Annotated in this window: 19 protein-coding genes and 1 other RNA gene; 3 read left to right on the top strand and 17 right to left on the bottom strand. The window is 53.3% G+C overall.

Annotated features, from left to right (window positions below; genetic code table 11):
- The 9 genes from H5U02_09040 to ssrS all read right to left on the bottom strand — a co-directional run.
- Positions 1-937 (bottom strand): AI-2E family transporter (locus H5U02_09040; protein MBC7342572.1); only part of this gene is annotated, 937 nt, incomplete at its 3' end.
- Positions 938-978: 41 nt separating this feature from the next.
- The gene (locus H5U02_09035) at positions 979-1,122 is read right to left on the bottom strand and encodes a hypothetical protein (GenBank protein MBC7342571.1); all 144 of its coding nucleotides are present in this window, start codon (positions 1,120-1,122) and stop codon (positions 979-981) included.
- A gap of 13 nt (positions 1,123-1,135) precedes the next feature.
- Positions 1,136-1,348 (bottom strand): hypothetical protein, encoded by a 213-nt coding sequence (locus H5U02_09030; protein ID MBC7342570.1) that lies wholly within the window; start codon positions 1,346-1,348, stop codon positions 1,136-1,138.
- Positions 1,285-1,773 (bottom strand): PRC-barrel domain-containing protein, encoded by a 489-nt coding sequence (locus H5U02_09025; GenBank protein ID MBC7342569.1) that lies wholly within the window; start codon positions 1,771-1,773, stop codon positions 1,285-1,287. Before H5U02_09025 ends, H5U02_09030 begins: the two co-directional genes overlap by 64 nt.
- A 59-nt stretch (positions 1,774-1,832) precedes the next feature.
- Complete coding sequence (gene mnmA, locus H5U02_09020) at positions 1,833-2,894, bottom strand: tRNA 2-thiouridine(34) synthase MnmA (GenBank protein MBC7342568.1); 1,062 nt, start codon at positions 2,892-2,894, stop codon at positions 1,833-1,835.
- 40 nt (positions 2,895-2,934) lie between these two features.
- The gene (nifU, locus tag H5U02_09015; protein MBC7342567.1) at positions 2,935-3,312 is read right to left on the bottom strand and encodes a Fe-S cluster assembly scaffold protein NifU; all 378 of its coding nucleotides are present in this window, start codon (positions 3,310-3,312) and stop codon (positions 2,935-2,937) included.
- Positions 3,305-4,501 carry a cysteine desulfurase NifS gene (gene nifS / locus H5U02_09010; protein MBC7342566.1) on the bottom strand — a complete coding sequence of 399 codons (1,197 nt, stop codon included), beginning with the start codon at positions 4,499-4,501 and terminating at the stop codon, positions 3,305-3,307. Before nifS ends, nifU begins: the two co-directional genes overlap by 8 nt.
- Before the next feature lie 100 nt (positions 4,502-4,601).
- Positions 4,602-5,882, bottom strand: coding sequence for a replication-associated recombination protein A (locus H5U02_09005; GenBank protein ID MBC7342565.1), 1,281 nt, complete (start codon positions 5,880-5,882; stop codon positions 4,602-4,604).
- A 75-nt stretch (positions 5,883-5,957) separates the two neighbouring features.
- Positions 5,958-6,134, bottom strand: a non-coding RNA gene (ssrS, locus tag H5U02_09000) — 6S RNA.
- Positions 6,135-6,486: 352 nt separating this feature from the next.
- On the opposite strand from ssrS, the gene rpsO reads away from it, so the two are divergent.
- Both rpsO and H5U02_08990 read left to right on the top strand, forming a co-directional pair.
- On the top strand, positions 6,487-6,756 hold the full coding sequence (gene rpsO / locus H5U02_08995) for a 30S ribosomal protein S15 (GenBank protein MBC7342564.1): 270 nt from the start codon (positions 6,487-6,489) through the stop codon (positions 6,754-6,756).
- A 74-nt stretch (positions 6,757-6,830) separates the two neighbouring features.
- Complete coding sequence (locus tag H5U02_08990) at positions 6,831-9,017, top strand: polyribonucleotide nucleotidyltransferase (GenBank protein ID MBC7342563.1); 2,187 nt, start codon at positions 6,831-6,833, stop codon at positions 9,015-9,017.
- A 77-nt stretch (positions 9,018-9,094) separates the two neighbouring features.
- On the opposite strand, the gene H5U02_08985 is transcribed toward H5U02_08990, so the two are convergent.
- The 6 genes from H5U02_08985 to H5U02_08960 form a co-directional block, all read right to left on the bottom strand.
- A complete protein-coding gene (locus H5U02_08985) occupies positions 9,095-9,838 on the bottom strand; it encodes a helix-turn-helix domain-containing protein (GenBank protein ID MBC7342562.1) in 744 nt (247 codons plus the stop codon).
- A 24-nt stretch (positions 9,839-9,862) separates the two neighbouring features.
- The gene (locus H5U02_08980) at positions 9,863-12,097 is read right to left on the bottom strand and encodes a DNA translocase FtsK 4TM domain-containing protein (GenBank protein ID MBC7342561.1); all 2,235 of its coding nucleotides are present in this window, start codon (positions 12,095-12,097) and stop codon (positions 9,863-9,865) included.
- A gap of 103 nt (positions 12,098-12,200) precedes the next feature.
- Positions 12,201-12,425 carry a YlzJ-like family protein gene (locus tag H5U02_08975; GenBank protein MBC7342560.1) on the bottom strand — a complete coding sequence of 75 codons (225 nt, stop codon included), beginning with the start codon at positions 12,423-12,425 and terminating at the stop codon, positions 12,201-12,203.
- A gap of 1 nt (position 12,426) precedes the next feature.
- Complete coding sequence (locus H5U02_08970) at positions 12,427-12,792, bottom strand: ATP-dependent Clp protease proteolytic subunit (protein ID MBC7342559.1); 366 nt, start codon at positions 12,790-12,792, stop codon at positions 12,427-12,429.
- Between the two features lie 10 nt (positions 12,793-12,802).
- Positions 12,803-14,485 carry a recombinase family protein gene (locus H5U02_08965; protein ID MBC7342558.1) on the bottom strand — a complete coding sequence of 561 codons (1,683 nt, stop codon included), beginning with the start codon at positions 14,483-14,485 and terminating at the stop codon, positions 12,803-12,805.
- 27 nt (positions 14,486-14,512) lie between these two features.
- Positions 14,513-14,893 (bottom strand): hypothetical protein, encoded by a 381-nt coding sequence (locus tag H5U02_08960; GenBank protein ID MBC7342557.1) that lies wholly within the window; start codon positions 14,891-14,893, stop codon positions 14,513-14,515.
- Between the two features lie 148 nt (positions 14,894-15,041).
- Between H5U02_08960 and H5U02_08955 the strand changes: the two genes are divergently transcribed.
- Positions 15,042-15,362, top strand: a complete 321-nt coding sequence (locus H5U02_08955; GenBank protein MBC7342556.1) for a hypothetical protein — start codon at positions 15,042-15,044, stop codon at positions 15,360-15,362.
- Positions 15,363-15,519: 157 nt separating this feature from the next.
- Here the strand turns inward: H5U02_08955 and H5U02_08950 are convergent, their stop codons facing one another.
- Positions 15,520-17,091 carry a DUF342 domain-containing protein gene (locus H5U02_08950; GenBank protein ID MBC7342555.1) on the bottom strand — a complete coding sequence of 524 codons (1,572 nt, stop codon included), beginning with the start codon at positions 17,089-17,091 and terminating at the stop codon, positions 15,520-15,522.
- 2 nt (positions 17,092-17,093) lie between these two features.
- On the bottom strand, positions 17,094-17,855 hold the full coding sequence (locus H5U02_08945; GenBank protein MBC7342554.1) for an HD domain-containing protein: 762 nt from the start codon (positions 17,853-17,855) through the stop codon (positions 17,094-17,096).
- Between the last annotated feature and the right edge of the window lie 189 nt (positions 17,856-18,044).

The raw sequence follows: 18,044 nt of genomic DNA, 5'->3' as shown, positions 1-18,044 counted from the left end.
CCCACCAGTGGGCACCCAGTAAGAGTGCAAAAATAACAGTTAAAGGGTGCAGGCCAGTGGTATTCCCAAGAATCTTTGGCGCCAATATAGTTGACTCAATCTGCTGTACCACCACAACCACAGCTAGTGCCCAAACCGCCCTTTGCCATGAATCAAGCAGGCCTATTAGAATAGCCGGAATAGCCCCTAGAAATGGCCCCAGGTAAGGTACCAAGTCCATTAAAAGCATAATCAACCCCAGCAACAGAGAGTATTTGACCCCCACTAAAGCTAAACCAAAACCAGTTAAGGTACCGACTAATAAGCTGACTAGAAGATTCCCCCGGATAAACCCGGTCAAAGCCGTATCGATCTGGCCAAGCACCTCTTTAATTTCCGGTCGCCATCCTACGGGAAGAAAATTAATAATACCCCTGCCTAAGTTAGTCCAGTCAGCCAGAAAGTAAAAGGCTAAAAATGGTGCCAACAGCAAATCAGGCAAGTAACCAATTAGTCCAATCAGAGCATCGGAAATCCCCTTTAGCTCCCCTAGAAGGCTGGCTTCAAGCAATTCAAGGGAACCGATTATGGTTAAATGTAGGTTACCAGGAAGAGCAATTTGTTGAAAATTGACTCGGAGTAGGCTGATCCTGTTGCTTATCTCTTGGGTGTACCGGGGAAGAGTATCAGCAAGGCTTCCTAGCTCTCGTAAAAGTACAGGAACTCCCACTCCTGCCAAGGCAAGGACAACACCGAAAAGTCCGAAGTACACCAAGCTAATCGCCCAGGCTCGCGAATACCCTCTTTTTTCCACGGCTGTGACTGCTGGGTTAAGAATGTAGCTCATAATCAGAGCTAAACCGAATGGTGTAATCATGCCCCGAGCGAAGTATAAAAAGGCGCCGAGGCCAATCCCTAAGCAAAGCAGTACTGCCATTCTCGCCCGGCGACTTCTCAAAGGGGTTACCACCCTTATTTCTTGAGAAACCCCATAATGGTTCACTTGGCATCTTGGGCCATTTCCCTGGTCCGTTCGGGGAGAGAGAAAACCATGGATCCTCGCTTAGAAAAAACGAATGCACCCACTACAATACCCAGCAAGCCGCCAGTTATTATCCCATTCCAAAACCCGCGCGTTGCCAACTACTTCACCTCCTCAACTGTCTATCTGAACATGTTCTAACGATCCATCCTCATTGATGGCAAAAACCTCTCGCTTATCGTTGTACTCAACCATACAATTCCAACAGTAGTACTGTTGCAGACCTATTTTCCCCACCTCGCTACTCCCACAATTGGGACAATTCACCGCTTCTCCTCCTGTTCCGGCACCAGCGCGCCATGGACTACTATTCCATCTTTCCCCCATGCCACAATGTTGTCTTGCAAAACAATATTGCGTCCATCTATGAAGTCAGGGATTACCCCCTCGCTCAGCTCAACCCCTTCAACCTTATCCCACGACTTGGTGAACACCACATCGGCTACATTGCCAACTTGCTGTCCAGTTTCCGTTACCACCGGCGCTCCCACCAACTCGCTTATAGCACTAGCTTCAGTTCCCAATCTAGCTTCGGATATATTATCCGACTCGACCAGCACTGCGTCGTTATCAACTCTAACAAGATACCATGGCACCAAAACCACCCGGGGCCAAAGGCCGTCCTGCTCAACTTTTAGGCCCAGTATCCTGCGCTCATTTGGATCATAGATTACATCTTTTATTCGACCCACTTTGGCGCCTGTTTCCTGCAGGATAACAGGTCGGCCTACCAGTTTGCGACCAACATTCAAGCTGCTGCACCTCTCTAACCCCTCCTATCTATTATCACCTGGACCGACGCAAATTACACCTAGCTTTCAATTATGCCACCGCCAAGGACTACATCGCCACGGTAATACACCACCGATTGGCCAGGAGTGATTGCCCGTTGGGGTTTTTCAAAAGTTACTTTTACCCTATCTTGGCCTTGTGGTTCAAGAAGCGCAGGAACTGCCGGCGAACGATAACGAATCTGAACCTCAGCCTTAAGCTCACTTTCTAACTTTCCCAAGGCGATGAAGTTGTTCTGGCAAGCAATCAAACTCCGGCGGTACAAGAGTTCTTTGGGCCCTACTACCACGGCATTGAGATCCGGCCTCATGTCGATCACATAAGCAGGGTACCCCAACGACAGCCCCAAGCCCCGTCTTTGCCCGATGGTATAATAGGCTAGGCCACGGTGCCGGCCTACTATCTGTCCTTCAGCATCAATAAAAGGTCCGGGGTAAATCTTGTCTCCCGCTCTCCGACACAAGAACTTACGGTAATCACCTTCGGTAACAAAACAAATCTCCTGACTCTCTTTTTTTTGGGCTACCGGCAGCTTCGCCTCCTCGGCAATTTCTCGGGTTTTCTTTTTACTGAGGCTCCCAAGCGGCAACCAAACATGAGCCAGTTGCTCCTGCTTGAAACCGTAAAGAACATAGCTTTGGTCCTTGGTTTTATCAATTCCCCGCAATAGCCAGTACCTCTGGGCCTGGGGCTGATATTGAATTCGGGCATAATGACCGGTAGCTAGGTATTCCATACCCAGGCTCAAAGCACGTTTCAACAAGGCTTCAAATTTGATTTTAATATTACAGGTAATGCAAGGGTTGGGGGTCATTCCCCGCAAGTATGAGGATATGAATGGTTCAATGACCGCGCTTTCGAATACATCACGGAAATTAAAAACATAATGAGGTATACCAATATGGTTAGCGACTTTCCGGGCGTCTTCGACAGCCCGAAGGGAACAACACCCTACCTCTCCTGCCGGTAGTGGAGCATCTTGAGGCCATATCTCCAGGGTAACCCCTACAACCTCGTGACCGGCCTCCTTTAACAAAAAAGCAGCGGTGGAGCTATCCACACCGCCGCTCATAGCTACCATTACTTTAGCCATGATGCTGATCACCTCGCTAGCTCACGCATTAACCGGCTCGGGCCAATCTCTGTTGGTAGTCACGAATTGCCGCATGTAACGCATCGGCCGCCAAATTGGAACAATGCATCTTGTTGGCAGGCAACCCATCCAGAGCTTCGGCGACAGCGCGGTTAGAAATAGCTAAGGCCTCCTGAATGCTCTTACCTTTAACCATCTCCGTAACCATACTACTAGTGGCGATAGCGGCGCCGCAACCAAAAGTCTTAAACTTAACGTCCTTAATTATATCGCCTTCAACCTTAATATAAAGGCGCATAATGTCCCCGCAAACTGGGTTCCCGACCTGGCCAATCCCATCTGCATCTTTAATCTCACCCACATTGCGAGGGCAGGTGAAATGATCCATTACTTTTTGGCTATACATGGGCTTCCCTCCTCCATCCATTGTTCATTTCCGGAGAAAGCGGCGACATGGATCGCAACCTGCTGACTATATCCGGCAACACCTCTAATACATAGTCAATGTCCTCAGCTGTATTATCGCGGCCCAAAGTCATTCGCACTGATCCTTGGGCTAGCTGGTGCGGGATACCCATTGCCAACAATACATGCGAAGGTTCCAATGAACCTGAGGTACATGCCGAGCCACTAGAAGCAGCAATGCCTTGCATATCTAGGCTAAGAAGGAGGGACTCTCCTTCAACAAACTCAAAACTCATATTTACATTTCCCGGAATACGATGGCTTGGATGCCCATTTAGGTGCACATATTCGATTCGGTTCTGAATCCCTTCGATTAGCCGATCCCGGAGTGTGGTCAAGCGCTCCATTTCCGTTCCCAGTTCCTCAAGCGCAATGGTAGCAGCCTTGCCAAAGCCAACTATTCCTGGCAGGTTTTCAGTTCCTGGCCTCCTTTTTTTCTCCTGCCCGCCGCCGTGGAGAATCGGCTCAAGCCGAAGGCCCTTGCGAACATATAAAGCTCCTGATCCCTTAGGACCGTAAATCTTATGGGAGGAAAGGCTTAAGAGATCAACATTTAACGCCTTAACATTTACTGGTATTTTCCCACAGCTTTGGACAGCATCAGTATGGAACACTACCCCATGCTCCTTGGCAATACGTCCGATTTCTTCGATGGGCTGAATGGTGCCAACCTCATTGTTAACATGCATAATGCTAATCAGAATGGTATCTGGCCTTATGGCTTTCCTGATGTCCTCAGGGTTAACCAAACCATATCCATCCACGGGAATCCAGGTAACATCAAACCCGTGTTCGCCCAAGTACTTCACACTGTCAAGAACCGCATGATGCTCAACGGCAGAAGTAATCAAGTGATTACCGCGTTTCCGAAGGGAGTTGACGACCCCGAAAATAGCTAGATTGTCTGACTCAGTACCACCGCTGGTAAAGAATATTTCTTCTGAGTCGGCCCCGATGAGCTTAGCAACCCTGCTGCGCGCATCCTCCATGGCTGCTTTAGCTTCTCGTCCCCACTCATGCAAGCTGGAGGGATTACCAAACTGAGCACTTAGGTAAGGTAGCATAGCTTTGACCACTTCTGGATGAACTGGTGTAGTGGCTCCGTGGTCCAGGTAAACCCGTCGCAAGATCAACACCACCTTTGATTAGCACCTAGTCCAATTTTGCCCTAAACAACGGCGCTTATACTGCCACCGCCTGGCTATATCCTAGTAGTGTACTCGGAATTTGTCAAGGTCTTTTGGAAGAATTGGGCCGGTTGGCGCGCAGCGTTTCCAAGCGAGCCCGAAGCTGCCTTTCCCGGCCCTCGTTGGAGGGGTTATAGTAACAAGCCGACTGGATCTCGGCAGGAAGATATTGTTGGGCCACGTAATGCCCTGGGTAGTCGTGGGGATACTTATAACCCGTACCGTGCCCAAGTTTTTTGGCTCCACGGTAACTGGCGTCACGCAAGTGCAGCGGCACTCCCGAAATTCTGGTTTCCTCTACTGCTTTCATAGCTTCTCCAATAGCTAAATATGCGCTGTTACTTTTAGGGGCACAGGCGATATAAATAGCAGCTTCCGCCATGGGAATCCTGGCTTCGGGTAAGCCTACCAGTTCTACCGCCTGCGCTGCCGCTACCGCAAGGACTAAGGCCATCGGGTCAGCCAAGCCAACGTCCTCAGCAGCCTGTATGATCATGCGGCGAGCTATGAACCGAGGATCTTCGCCCGCATGCAGCATCCTCGCCAACCAATATACTGCTGCGTCGGGGTCCGAACCCCGCAGGCTTTTTATAAAGGCAGAGATGGTATCATAGTGTTGGTCGCTATCCTTGTCGTACAGCAGCACCCGGCATTGCATGGCCTCGGCTACCATCTCTAGGGTCACGTGGTAGACCCCGTCACTATCAGGCATAGCCGAGGTGGCAGCCAATTCAAGTCCGTTTAGAGCTGCGCGCGCATCTCCGTCAGCTGACTTTACCAAGTGGGCAAGAGCATCTGAATCAAGGACTATTGATACTTTCCCCAATCCCTTCTCCTTATCTGCCAGCGCCCTTCGCACGATGGTCTCAACTTGAGCATCACTAAGGGGCTCAAACCTAAACAAGCGAGAGCGGGAAATCAGCGGTGGGGTGATTTGGAAGAAAGGATTCTCGGTGGTGGCTCCAATAAGGACAATGATGCCATTTTCGATGGCCGGGAGTAGGGCGTCCTGCTGGACCCGGCTAAAACGATGAATCTCATCGATAAAGACTATAGTTCGCTGCCCTTTGGTTTTAAGCCGCTCCTCGGCTTGCTGGAATACCTTTCTTAAATCCGAAATACCTGCCGTGACCGCATTTAATTGCAAAAAGGCAGCTTTGCTCATGCGGGCAATGATTTCCGCTAAAGCAGTCTTGCCAGTTCCAGGTGGCCCATAGAATATCATTGAACCTATCTGGTCAGCCTCGATAGCGCGCCGAAGCACCCGGCCTTTTCCCACCAAATGCTCTTGGCCGACAAATTCATCCAGAGACTGAGGGCGCATTCGCCGCGCTAAAGGAGCCTTTGCCAAATCCACCCGTATCCCCGCTTCCTCACCAGAGATAAGCCCTTGGTAACATAAAACCCCACTAATGCCGTGGCGGCCGGAGTTTACGAACCTGCTCTCAGCAGGTGGGTGCCCTCCTGCAACCTTTTTGTTTCCCGTACCGGGCCTACAAGCCAGATGCAGAGTTAGGCTCCCTTTTCAATGGTGTTGGCTCTAAACCACAGCCACCCACGCGCATAGTAGGGTTATTTGACTAAAATGATGGTATCACAAACGGCGCACTCCTGCAAGCCAAGCCTTTTACACAATATCCTTAAAAGTTGCGGCCTCATGCAATGTTATGGTTTCAGAAAGAGTTTCTCATGAGACCTTACTCCTCCTTTCAATTCCCACTTCGGAGTGAGGTCTCAGCTTTTTTCGCCCTTAGCTTTCCGTGGGAAGGAATGGGAAATCCCGTGGTTATTTTACGCCAAGCAATTAAGTTGCTTGCCGGGTACATTTGCCTTATAATGACTTCTAGCAGTCAGTTATGAACCGTAGCGACTAGGCCGCACGAGATGCTAAGCTTACCTGCGGGGATAAAATGAGGAGGTTTTTAAAAATGCCACTTTCACCAGAAAGGAAACATGAAATCATCGATCGGTTCCGTATTCACGAGCAGGACACAGGGTCACCAGAGGTACAAATTGCTCTACTCACCGAAAGAATTAACCAGCTTACCGAGCACCTGAAACAGCATCGAAAGGATTTTCACTCTCGACGCGGCTTACTCAAGATGGTCGGCCAACGACGGGGCTTGCTCAGGTATCTCAAGGATAACCACCCTGCGCGTTACCTGGCCATTGTTGAAAAATTGGGTCTAAGAAAATAGGTAAGTAGAGCGTCGACTACTCTTCGCTGGAATCGGCAATACTGGACACCAGGTAAAGGCAAGAGGTGGTTAACGTGCTTCAAAAACGCGAAACATTAGTTCGCGATCTAGAAGTAGCAGGAAGACGAATGATACTCGAGACTGGTAGGTTAGCAACCCAAGCCAATGGGGCAGTATTAGCCAGATATGGCGATACCGTAGTTCTGGCAACTGCTACTTCTTCCTCCGAACCGCGTGAAGGAATAGATTTCTTTCCATTAACAGTAGACTATGAGGAGCGGCACTACGCTGTAGGAAAGATTCCAGGTGGTTTCATAAAACGGGAGGGGCGTCCCAGCGAAAAGGCTATTCTATCTGCACGTCTCATAGACCGACCGATTCGCCCTTTGTTTCCAAAAGGATACCGCAATGACGTTCACGTAGTTGTAACTGTATTAGCAGTGGACCAGGATAATCCCCCGGATATTCTGGCCCTGACCGCTGCTTCGGCAGCATTAACGATTTCAGACATACCCTTTGCTGAACCGATTGGTGGCGTACTGGTGGGCTTAGTAGATGGTGAAATAGTAATTAACCCTACCTTGGCCCAAAGCGAAAAAAGCCAGCTCCATCTAGTGGTAGCCGGAACCCATGACGCAGTAATGATGGTGGAAGCAGGAGCAAAAGAAGTTGGAGAATCCAAAATGCTCGAGGCAATAATGACTGGCCACAGAGAAGTAGCAAGAATCGCTAAGTTCATTAATGACTTTCGGGAAGAGGCCTTGTCGTTAAACCTAGCTAAACCTAAGCAAGAAATGGTGGTAGCGGCTGAGCCGCTGGAGCCAAGTTTAATTTCCGAGCTGCAAAGTAAATCAAAAGCAGTCTTGGAAGCAGCTATTCGTGAGTACCAAAGAAGCAAACCACGAAAGCTCGAGCGAGAAAAACATCTAGAGGAAATCAAGAACCAGATAGTCAAAGAAGTATTAGATGAGCATGGCGGTGATGACCCCGTTCAGGTGGAAAGGACAGTTCGGGCAATTATCGAAGAAACCGAAAAGCAAGTTTTACGCCGAATGGTCCTTGAGGAAAAAGTAAGGATTGATGGCCGACAACTCGATGAGATTCGCCCTATCTTCTGCCAAGTAGGCGTTATTCCCAGAGTGCACGGATCGGGGTTGTTCACCCGAGGCGAGACTCAGGTTCTGACCGTCGCTACCCTTGGCGCCGTAAGCGATGAACAAATACTAGACGGACTGGGTGTTGAAGAGAGTAAGCGCTACATGCACCATTATAACTTTCCTCCCTACAGCGTTGGTGAAGCCCGACCTATGCGAGGACCAGGCCGCAGAGAAATCGGGCACGGAGCCTTAGCTGAGCGTGCCTTAGAAGCAGTCCTCCCGGGAGAGGAAGAGTTTCCTTATACCATACGCTTGGTGTCGGAAGTACTCGAATCTAACGGTTCTACTTCCATGGCTAGCGTCTGCGGAAGTACCTTAGCCCTGATGGACGCAGGAGTGCCCATTAGTGCCCCGGTTGCTGGCGTAGCTATGGGCTTGATTAAAGGCGAAGGAGAATTCGCAGTACTAACGGATATTCAAGGGATTGAAGACGCCCTTGGGGACATGGATTTCAAGGTAGCGGGTAGCGCTAAAGGAATTACCGCCCTGCAAATGGACATTAAAACCAAAGGTATAAGCGAGGAAATTCTTCGCTCAGCCTTAGAAGAAGCTCGTAAAGGCCGAGCGCAGATCCTAGATAGTATGCTGGGAGCCATACCCAAGCCTCGCCCAGAACTCTCACCGTTGGCGCCTAGGATCATCCGGATGGTTGTTGATCCCGACAAAATCCGCGAGGTAATCGGTCCCGGTGGTAAGATTATTAAGAAGATCATTGAAGAAACTGGTGTAAGGATAGACATCGAGGACGACGGTCGTATCTTTATAGCTGCTAGCGATGGCGAAAGCGGGGCAAAAGCCGTAAGCCTGATTCAAGCACTAACCCAGGATGTAGAGATAGGCAAGATTTATTCCGGTAAAGTGACCCGGATAACCGATTTCGGCGCTTTTGTAGAAATAATACCGGGGGTATTGGGCCTACCAGGAAAGGAAGGTATGGTGCATATTTCCCAGCTATCCGATCGCCGGATTGCTCGAGTTGAAGATGTGGTCCACCAGGGCCAGGAGATCCTTGTCAAAGCCATTGGGTTTGACCAACAGGGGCGGTTGCGCTTGTCCAGAAAGGAGACGTTACCCAAAGCTAGAGCTAGAGACAAGCGATCCTAAATACAGGTCGCACAATTATTAGTTTTAGCATCCCGAGAGTAGGAGTAGGCAATATACCTGCACCTACTTTTTGATTCTTATGGGGCAGTAAAGCGTTTGGTAACCACCTGCCCGGGTTTCCCGACAATACCCAAATCTTGACCATTTAGACTCAAGCTAACCACCCCAGCATTCCCCAATCTAACTATAATTTCTCTTCGGGCGATTACGGTCTTCTGATCTCCAGCACGGATCAGCCCCTGGTATACTCTTACTCCGTCGGAAGTAATACTTACCCAACACTCATCTTTTATTATTCGGATGTTTAGCTCCAAACCCTGCTCAGCCGGGGGATTGCTGGGGTTGGTTGGGCCCGGATGACTAGTCTCAGGAGGAACCCGAGGGGTATCTGTTGATGGATGATTATTAGAGGTTAAGGCAGGCGAAGAAACCAAAACATGATTGATGGCCCAGTAAGCACCTAGCAAAAGGCAAAGAACGACAAGGAACGCTGCAGTAGCCCGTATGTACCTACGCCAAGGCTGATTCTTCGGCACCAAATAGACAGTTGCAGGCAGGTCTTCTTCGCCACCATGACCACGATCTAGCTCGCTCAGTTGAGAACGGCACTGGTGGGCCACCTCCTCACTGTTGAGCCCTAGGAACTTGGCATAGGTTTTAGCAAAGCCAATAGCGTAAACCTTACCCGGCAGAGCACCAAAATCTTCTCGCTCCAAGGCCTCCAAGTACTTGCTCCGGATCTTGGTAGCTTCCTCAGCTTGCTTTAAGGATACACCCTTGCGTTCCCTTGCTGCGCGCAATGTTTCGCCTAGTCCACCCATCCACTGACCCCCCCCAAGGGGCTATTAGACCCCTCCAAACGATCTTCGGTACTGCTCCCACGTCATTAAAATGGCTCGCGGCTTGGTACCTTCGTACCCGCCAATGATGCCCCTGGCCTCCATCTGATCAATTAGGCGAGCAGCCCGAGTATAACCGATGTGAAGGCGTCGCTGAAGCAGAGAAATTGAAGCTTGCCCGCTTTCGATCAGGATTCGCACTGCTTCCGGCAGTAACTCATCCTCTTCGGATTCCTGCCGCATTTGCTCTTCTTTCTTTTGAAATATGTTTTGATCGTATTTGGGGTGGCCTTGGCTTTGCAGAAAACTGACTACATCCTCTACTTCTTTGTCCGACAAATAGGCTCCTTGCACTCGAATTGGCTTGGGCGCTCCAACTGGCAAGAACAACATGTCGCCTCGCCCCAAGAGCTTTTCGGCGCCCGCACTGTCGAGAATAGTCCTGGAGTCGGCTTGAGAGGAGACGGCAAATGAAATTCGCGAAGGTATATTGGCTTTGATTACCCCAGTTATTACGTCAACTGAGGGCCTCTGGGTGGCTATAACTAAATGGATACCTGCAGCTCGAGCCATCTGTGCCAACCTGCAGATGGCGTCCTCAACATCTGCTGGTGCCACCATCATAAGGTCAGCCAGCTCATCTATGATAACCACAATGTAAGGAAGACAACTCTCTCCGCCCTCTTCAGCTTCATGCAGCTTCAACACGTTATAACGGGTTATGTCGCGAACTCCAGCGCTAGCAAAAAGCTCATAGCGTTTTTCCATCTCACTAACCATCCACCTGAGGGCAGTTGCTGCGCGTTTGGGGTCGGTTACGACTGGAGCCAATAAGTGGGGAATGCCGTTAAAAGTGGTCAGCTCTACCATCTTGGGATCAATCATCAGCAACTGAAGTTCGTCTGGAGTTGCCTTAAAGAGCAGACTGCAGATGAGAGCATTGAGGCAAACGCTTTTACCAGAACCTGTCGCTCCCGCAATCAAAAGGTGAGGCATTTGCCCCAGGTCCGCTACTACTGCACTTCCGGCTATATCCTTGCCCAGGGCAACAGTCAGTTTGGAGCTGGAATTTTGGAACTCGGGAGACTCTAAGACTTCACGAAAATGAACCACAGCTGTTTCACGATTTGGTATTTCTATACCTAAAGCTGATTTTCCCGGAATAGGAGCTTCAATTCTCACCTGCGGCGCAGCCAAGCTCAGGGCAATGTCATCAGACAAAGCCATAATCCGGCTTACCTTGACACCTGGTGCAGGCTGAACTTCAAACCTTGTCACTGCTGGACCATAAGTAACTTGAGTAACCTTGACCTTCACCCCAAAGCTCTCCAACGTATCCTCTAGCAGCTTGACTTTTTCGTTTATATCTCTGGTCAATTTGGCTCCACGAGGTTTAGGCGAGCGGCTCAACAAGTCTAGGGGCGGAAGCTTGAACGCTTGCCCGGTAGTTGATTTATTCAAGCCCAAAGGCCCATCCGCAGTCCCTACTGGCGGCGCAGTCACCGGACGAGCATACTCGCTAACACCACTGGCCACCTTCTTCTCCGGCAAAGCTTGCTCACGGTGGTCTATGATCACAGGTTGGGGGCGCGCTTCCCCATTAACCATAACGGCAGGCTCATCTGCAGGGAGCGAGCGACCGGAAGTTGGCAGAGGCTCATCCTCCTCAACGGTGAAAAGGAATCTAGATAACCGCTCCTTGAGTCGTATCAAGTTTGTTTGTAGAAATCCTAGGAACGCACTTATCCCCTTGTCTAGGGAAGCCTTGGTAATGCAAATTAAGGAAATGATAAGGCTAGCCGCCAAAAGGATGTAGCTGCCGGTAGCGCCAAACGCGCGAACCAATACTATGGATATCAGAGCCCCGATAATTCCCCCGCCGATGCCGCCCCAACCCAAACGCAGTACCGCTCCAGGCGGATAAGCTATGGCATAGGACAGGTGGCAAGCAGCCACAACGCTAAGGAACATTAGGACTAAGCCCCCATTAAAATAGTGGTTGTGCCTTGGCTTAGCCTGAACGATGATCTTAAAGCCAAGTAAGCCAATCATTATGGGCAGTATATATCTGGCTTCGCCTCCAAAAGTATAAAAAACCCTGGCTATGAAGCCACCCACCAAACCTACTGCCCCATTGGGCATAGCTCCATGACCCTGAGCAATATGTAGGCTGAGGGCGCTAAATGCCGCGACCGCCACCAAGATTACTCCGATAATCTGGTTCTTAAGCTTCGTCTGCATGGTGTTTACACGCCGAGCCAAACCATCTTCACCTCGGGTGAACTATTCGACATGCAGATGGAAATTCCCTTCCATCTGATTATACTGCATGCTAGTCTAATTCTTACCTTTCAGATGCTAGGTCTATTACTCGGCCGGGCTGGAACTGTGGCAAGAGATAATGGCTTGGCATCGGGGAGATTAATTGAACTACACGGGCTTTTCTGAAGCCAAGCGGATCAACTATCAGGCAAGCTGAGCCTATTTGAAGCTCCTCGTACCTGTCGGCATACCCGGTATCTAATCCCTGCAGGCATATTTCCAGAGGCATAACTGTGTAAAGCCACATCTTAGTTAACCTCTCTCGGTGAATTGCCGGCAATAAGCTCATCCAATTTTCTTAAAGCATCACCTAGCCCACCAACTTCCAATATCAACCCCACGTCAACTGCTTCTTTTCCTACCAAAATAGTACCGACGTCCCTGGCTAGTTCACCGGTTTTAAACATCATCTCTCGCAACTTCTTTTCACTTACCCGGGAATGTTGGGTAATAAACCAAATAACCCGGTCTTGCATCTTTTCCAAGTACTCAAAAGTTTGGGGAACAGTGATTACCAGCCCGGTCAGCCTTATTGGATGAATGGTCATGGTAGCTGTGGCCGTTATAAACGAATATCTGGCTGCCACGGCCACCGGGACGCCAATTGATTGCATTTGACTACCCCTAGCCGATCCTGGCAACTGCCTTGAGCGAGAAGGGTTCGGGTGTTCCGGCAACCTCTTCCCCGGCCAGCTCAGCCATCTCAAGCAGGTTCACGTTGTAGACTATCTCCATCCGGTCGCGCCACAGCGTCACGTGGTCGATTATCTGTTCGAGCATCTTCTTCTTCTCCAGCGTGGGAGCCTTCTTGAAGATCTCAAACCAGTGCGGGGCAATGCGGGCAAAACTCGCCACCTTCGCCTGCTCGGCCGCTTCCGCCTCAACCTCGGCCTGGAGGTCGCCGATCTGCTTGGTGAGCGACTGCACGTCCTTCTGCGCCTTGGCAAGCTCTCTGGCCAGGAACTCTTCGCTGTACAGGCTGTTTCCCGGTTCGGCGAAGTAGGCGTTCAGCCTCTCGGTCCAGCTGTCCAGCCTCCTCTGGGCCTTCCTCAGCTCGCTTCGCAGGTGGTCCATCTCGGCCCTGGCCCTCGACCTGGCGGCGGCCATTTTCCCTTTGAGATAGTCGGTCGGGTCTCCCAGGTCAATGCCAGCAAGAAAGGTTTCCAGCTCCTTCATAAAAATCCCTTCTACCTTCTCGCGGCTGTACTGTCCCTGTCCCGGACAGAACTGGGAGCCATAGTGGCGCTTGGTAGCGCAACGGTATACCTTACGGTTGGGGCGGCCCTTTTCGCAGACATTGCTGGACACGAAACCCCGACCGCAGTAACCGCACTTCAGAAACCCGGTCAGGAGTAGCGGGTCTGACGGCGGACGGCCGGGCCTCCTTGTAAGCGTTTTGCCCGCGTGCATCTGGGTCATGAGCTTCCACCATGTGTCCAGTGGAATGATCTCAAGCTCTTTCACCGGAGCAGGATTCCCGTTCTCATCCCTGGGAATGATGATCTCGGGATTCCCGTAAATGTCCCAGGGACGCCTGATCCGGCTGCGGGCCTTTGCGGCCTGCTTTGTGCGGTTGTACGCCGGCAGACCGGCGATGATGGGGTTCTGCAGGGTTCGCCTGAGGTTGGTGTCATTCCACATCTTTCCGAGCTTCGTCTTTATCCCCAGGGTGTTCAGATGCTCGGCTATGCGTCTCGACCCCATGCCCTCCTCCAGGTACAGCCGCACTATCTCCGTCAGCACCCGGGCTTCTTCCGGATCTATTTGCAGGGACTCTCCTTTCTTCTCCGACAGCCGGTAGCCGTACGGAACCTTGCCGCCGGTCCATCTGCCCCTTTGTGCAAGGTCCAGCATGGCCGCCTTCACGCGGGTACTGGTGTTGTTGCTCTCGGTTTCCGCCTGCCAGCCCTCAACAAAGCGCAGCAACTTCTGCAGTTGGTCGTCGATGATGAGCTCCCTGTTTTCCGCTACGGCTATCACCTCGACGCCGGCCAGGTGAAAGAGCTTCAGTATAAGGGGATATTCCAGGCTGTTCCGGCTCAGGCGGTCGCTCTTGAACACAAGGAACACATCGTACATTCCGCTTTTTGCGTCCGCGAGGGCCTGCTGTAGGACCTGCCGTTCCTGGAACGACAGGCTGTACGCGGAGACTCCGGGTTCCAGGTACTCATGAACCAGAGTCCAGCCGTGCTCCCGTACGTACTTCTCTATGGCATGTTTCTGCACCGGGATGGCGTCCTCATCGTCTTGCTTCACCTGCTTGGCGGTGCTGACCCGGTACAGGGCGGCGGCACGCTTTGTTGCCATGAGCGACCTCCTTTCTCCGACACTTGTTCAGTGTTTCACGGCCCGGATGACCATTTCCGCCGCAAGGCGGCGGAAGGCCAGCATCCTCTCCTCCTGCCCGCTGGGCCGGCGCGGGAAAACGTTGGCGACCGTGATCCCGCCCTCGTTCCTGTAAAGCACCACGTTTTCCCCATTCACTTTAATATTGTACCCTTTTCGGCATACCTTTGAAAGTGCTGGGCCACGCGGCATAACGGTTCCGGCCGCCTCCACCGGGGCCGAGTTTACACCTCCTATCCTGTCTATCCCATATTGTTTCCAGAACTGCAAAGAAAAACCGCCGGGCTTTGCTGCCAGGTCGGTCTCGCTTTTCGTCTGCCCTAGAACCTGCTCGCGATTCTGTGGGCTTCCAGCCTTGATCCACTCCAAAAAAGAAGCCCGCCAGCTGAAGCGGGCACTCCCAAGGAAGCTTTTAAAATCAACCTATGCTGAGAGAAGGAAAGAATCACCATTTTCGCCAGTGAGCATATCCTGTTAATGGAATTTCATCCTGCAATTTGGCTTAGGAGGTGATTAAATGAGCAACATGGAGGAGACTGCCGTTGGGGTTCCTTTCGGCAGCCCGGTAATGTCAGCAATCAACAAAGTAGGGGATCCGGAAAACCTTTGCGTCGCTGTGGAATTTGAGTGTGACGGGTGCTGCAAAAAAGCCCTGAACGCAAAGATCGTAGCAGTAATCGACGGTTTTTTAATCCTGGTGGGCTTCAACGGTAAAACAATCTTGGTCAAGACAATAAGTGGGGGAAAGCTCGTAGAAAAGGAAATTGCTAGGGCAATCATCATTCCGCTAGGCAAGATATGCAGCATAGAAATTGATGCGCTTCAAGTAGATCCCTGATGCAAGAAATGCGCTTCTGTCAAGTTAGTCCGTAATTTAAGGCCACCTGTACAGGAAGGAAGGCCACCTGCCAACAACCACGGGTACAAATCAGGCTGCCCGCTATCCACTTTCTCATACAGCCGGCCTGGCCTTCCTTCCCATTGAAACCGAGGGCTCACCTGCGCGGCCCGGGTCTGGTCACTTTATCCACTATCCCCTCCCTGTTCAGGTAGAGCTTCACCTGCCGCTCACTTACGGAGAAGCGGTACCTCTTTGGCCCCAGCCACACTTCCGCGTTTTCCCAGGCCAGGCCCAGGGTGACGCTGGACTTGGGTACGGTCCTGACCAGGGTTGGGCTTCCGGCCGGTGAGCCCAGCTCGCCCACGTAGACGTCGCCTCCGGCCTGGATCTCGCCTCCCCGGAACACGCCGCTCACGTGCACCTCCCCGCCCGCCTGAACGGTGCTGTTGTAGCAGCCGGCGCCTGAGACCTTTACCGCCCCGGAAGCTATGAGGCGAGAGTGGATGGCATAGGCCACTTCCAGGTCGGCCCGGGACCCCTGGCTGGCCAGAAGGTCGGCTATCAGGTCTCCCAGCAGGCCAACCAGGCGGTCGAGCTCCCCCTTTCCTGCCACCTGCATGGGCATGGTCACCAGCGCCCGCTCAAGGCCATCGGCCAAAGCAGCGAGTTTGGCTTCAAGCCTACTGCCTTTTAGAGCGGAGGCAACCCGGGCGGCAGCATCCCTAAACTCCCCCACCAGGGCGGGGATGGCGGAGAACCGGCCCTCTAAAAGAAGCCTGAGGGCGGCGCCGATGCTCCGGGAGAAGAGCTCGCCCTGCCCTATGGCTGCGTGGGCCTTTTCCAGCTGGGAGAGGGCCAGGGAGAGATCGGAAAGCTTTTGGTGGAGCTTTTCCGCTATAGGGAGCAGGGCCCGGGCGGCAGCCTTCTCCCCGCCCACCACCACCGAGGAGCCGATGGCGTTTCCCAGGCGGGAGCTTGCCGCCGCGCTCACCACCGCCCGGTCGACGCTGCCCGCCACCGTGAGCCTTCCCCCCACGCTCACCCGCATCCCCTCGCGGACATCCCCAAGGATGTGGGCGTCGCCGTCGAAGACGATGTTGCCCGAAGCCATGTCCACATCCCCCAGGTGGGTAAGGGAGGGGAGGACGTCCACCCGCACCATCCCCCGGCGGCGGACGGCCACCGGCCGGCCGCCGGCGGCAGCCACCGCTTCCAGCCCACCCTCGGCTAGCTCCACCCCCCGGCCGGCCAAAAGCTTCAGCTCCCGCACCCGGGGAGGGGGAACCGGGCGTCCGTAGACGTCGGTGCCGGGGGTGCCGGGGCAAGCAGGATGAAGCCGGGCCAGCACCGCCCCCGGGCTTACCGTGACCAGCCGGAAGCGCTCCCTGAAATCAACTGCCTCGCTACCTTCGGGCAGGACCTCGATCCTCTCCTCCTCCGGGAAAAGCACCTCCACCCGGGCGTCCTCCCCCGGCGATGGGGGCTTGCCCCGGGCAACAACAACTTCCTCCTCCCCGGTGGCTGCTGCCGCCTGCCTCACGGCATCCCAGTCGATCCCCCAGGTTATGCCCCGGGCGGAAAGCGCCCTCGCCAGCTCCTCCAGGGATAACGGGGGTGGGGGGCCTTCCCCGCCTCCTCCCGGAAAGACCCGGACGCGGCAGGTGAGGGCGCCGGGGTCCACCACTATCTCAAAATTCCCTGCCCCCTTGGTCGCACCTTCGGCCATTCCTAGATCCCCTCCCCGGAGGCAGAGCGGGCCTTAAGGCCCTCCACGGCCAGGGCCAGCTCTCTCAGCTCGCCCCTCTTCTCCCGGCTGAGGTTGGTCCTGCCCATGCCACCGCCCAGGGAGAACACGGTCCGGTAGAGCAACTCGACAAACCCATCGGGGGAGCGGATATCCCCGGATAAACCCGGCCCCTTCTCCAGGGCCCTGACCACCTTGGCTGAAAGCTCGGGGTCGAACTGCCGGCCGGCCCCTTTCTTCAGCTCCCGGAGCACCTCGTCGGGGCTGAGCGGGCCGCGGTAGGACCGAACCGAGGTCATGGCGTCCAGGGCGTCGGCCAGGGCCACCACCCGGGCGTAAAGGGGGATGCTTTCCCCGGGATAGCCGTAGTAGCCGGTGCCCGCCCAGTGCTCGTGGTGGAAGAGCACCACCTCGAGAACCTCTCCCGGCCAGCCTGAACGGCGGCCGGCCAGCATCCGGGTGGGTTTTGCCGGAAGTTCCCCGGCCAGCATCAGGGCTCCGGCCACCGGATGCATCCTGACCTGCGCCCATTCTCCGGGAGTTAAGGGTCCGGGCTTGTTTAAAACTTCGGGGTCTAAGCTGGTCTTTCCCAGGTCGTGCAGGAGGGCGCCGGCGGCGAGGGCGGGAACGTCCTCGGGGCAAGCCCCGCCAAGCCCGCCTATGTAGACTGAGTAGCTGGCAACTCCCAGGCTGTGGCCGAGAAGGTCATGGCCGTATTTTCTTATGTCTTCAAGGAACTTGAACAATCGGCTTCCCCCCGGATGTAATGGTGTGAGGTGGAAGCCGGATCGGAGGCGAACGCCCGGCGGAAACCGAACACGGCAGTGGGTTAAGGGGATTTAGCTGAGGCGGGAAAGCGGCCTCCGGGAGGCTGGACGGGAGTGGAGAGTCTGGAGTTGGTTTAGGGGGGGGGGGGGGGGGGGGGGGGGGGGGGG

It is taken from the genome of Clostridia bacterium, from assembly GCA_014360065.1.
Taxonomy (GTDB): Bacteria; Bacillota; DSM-521; order Neomoorellales; family JACIYF01; genus JACIYF01.
This window is presented reverse-complemented; position numbering and strand designations above follow the sequence as displayed.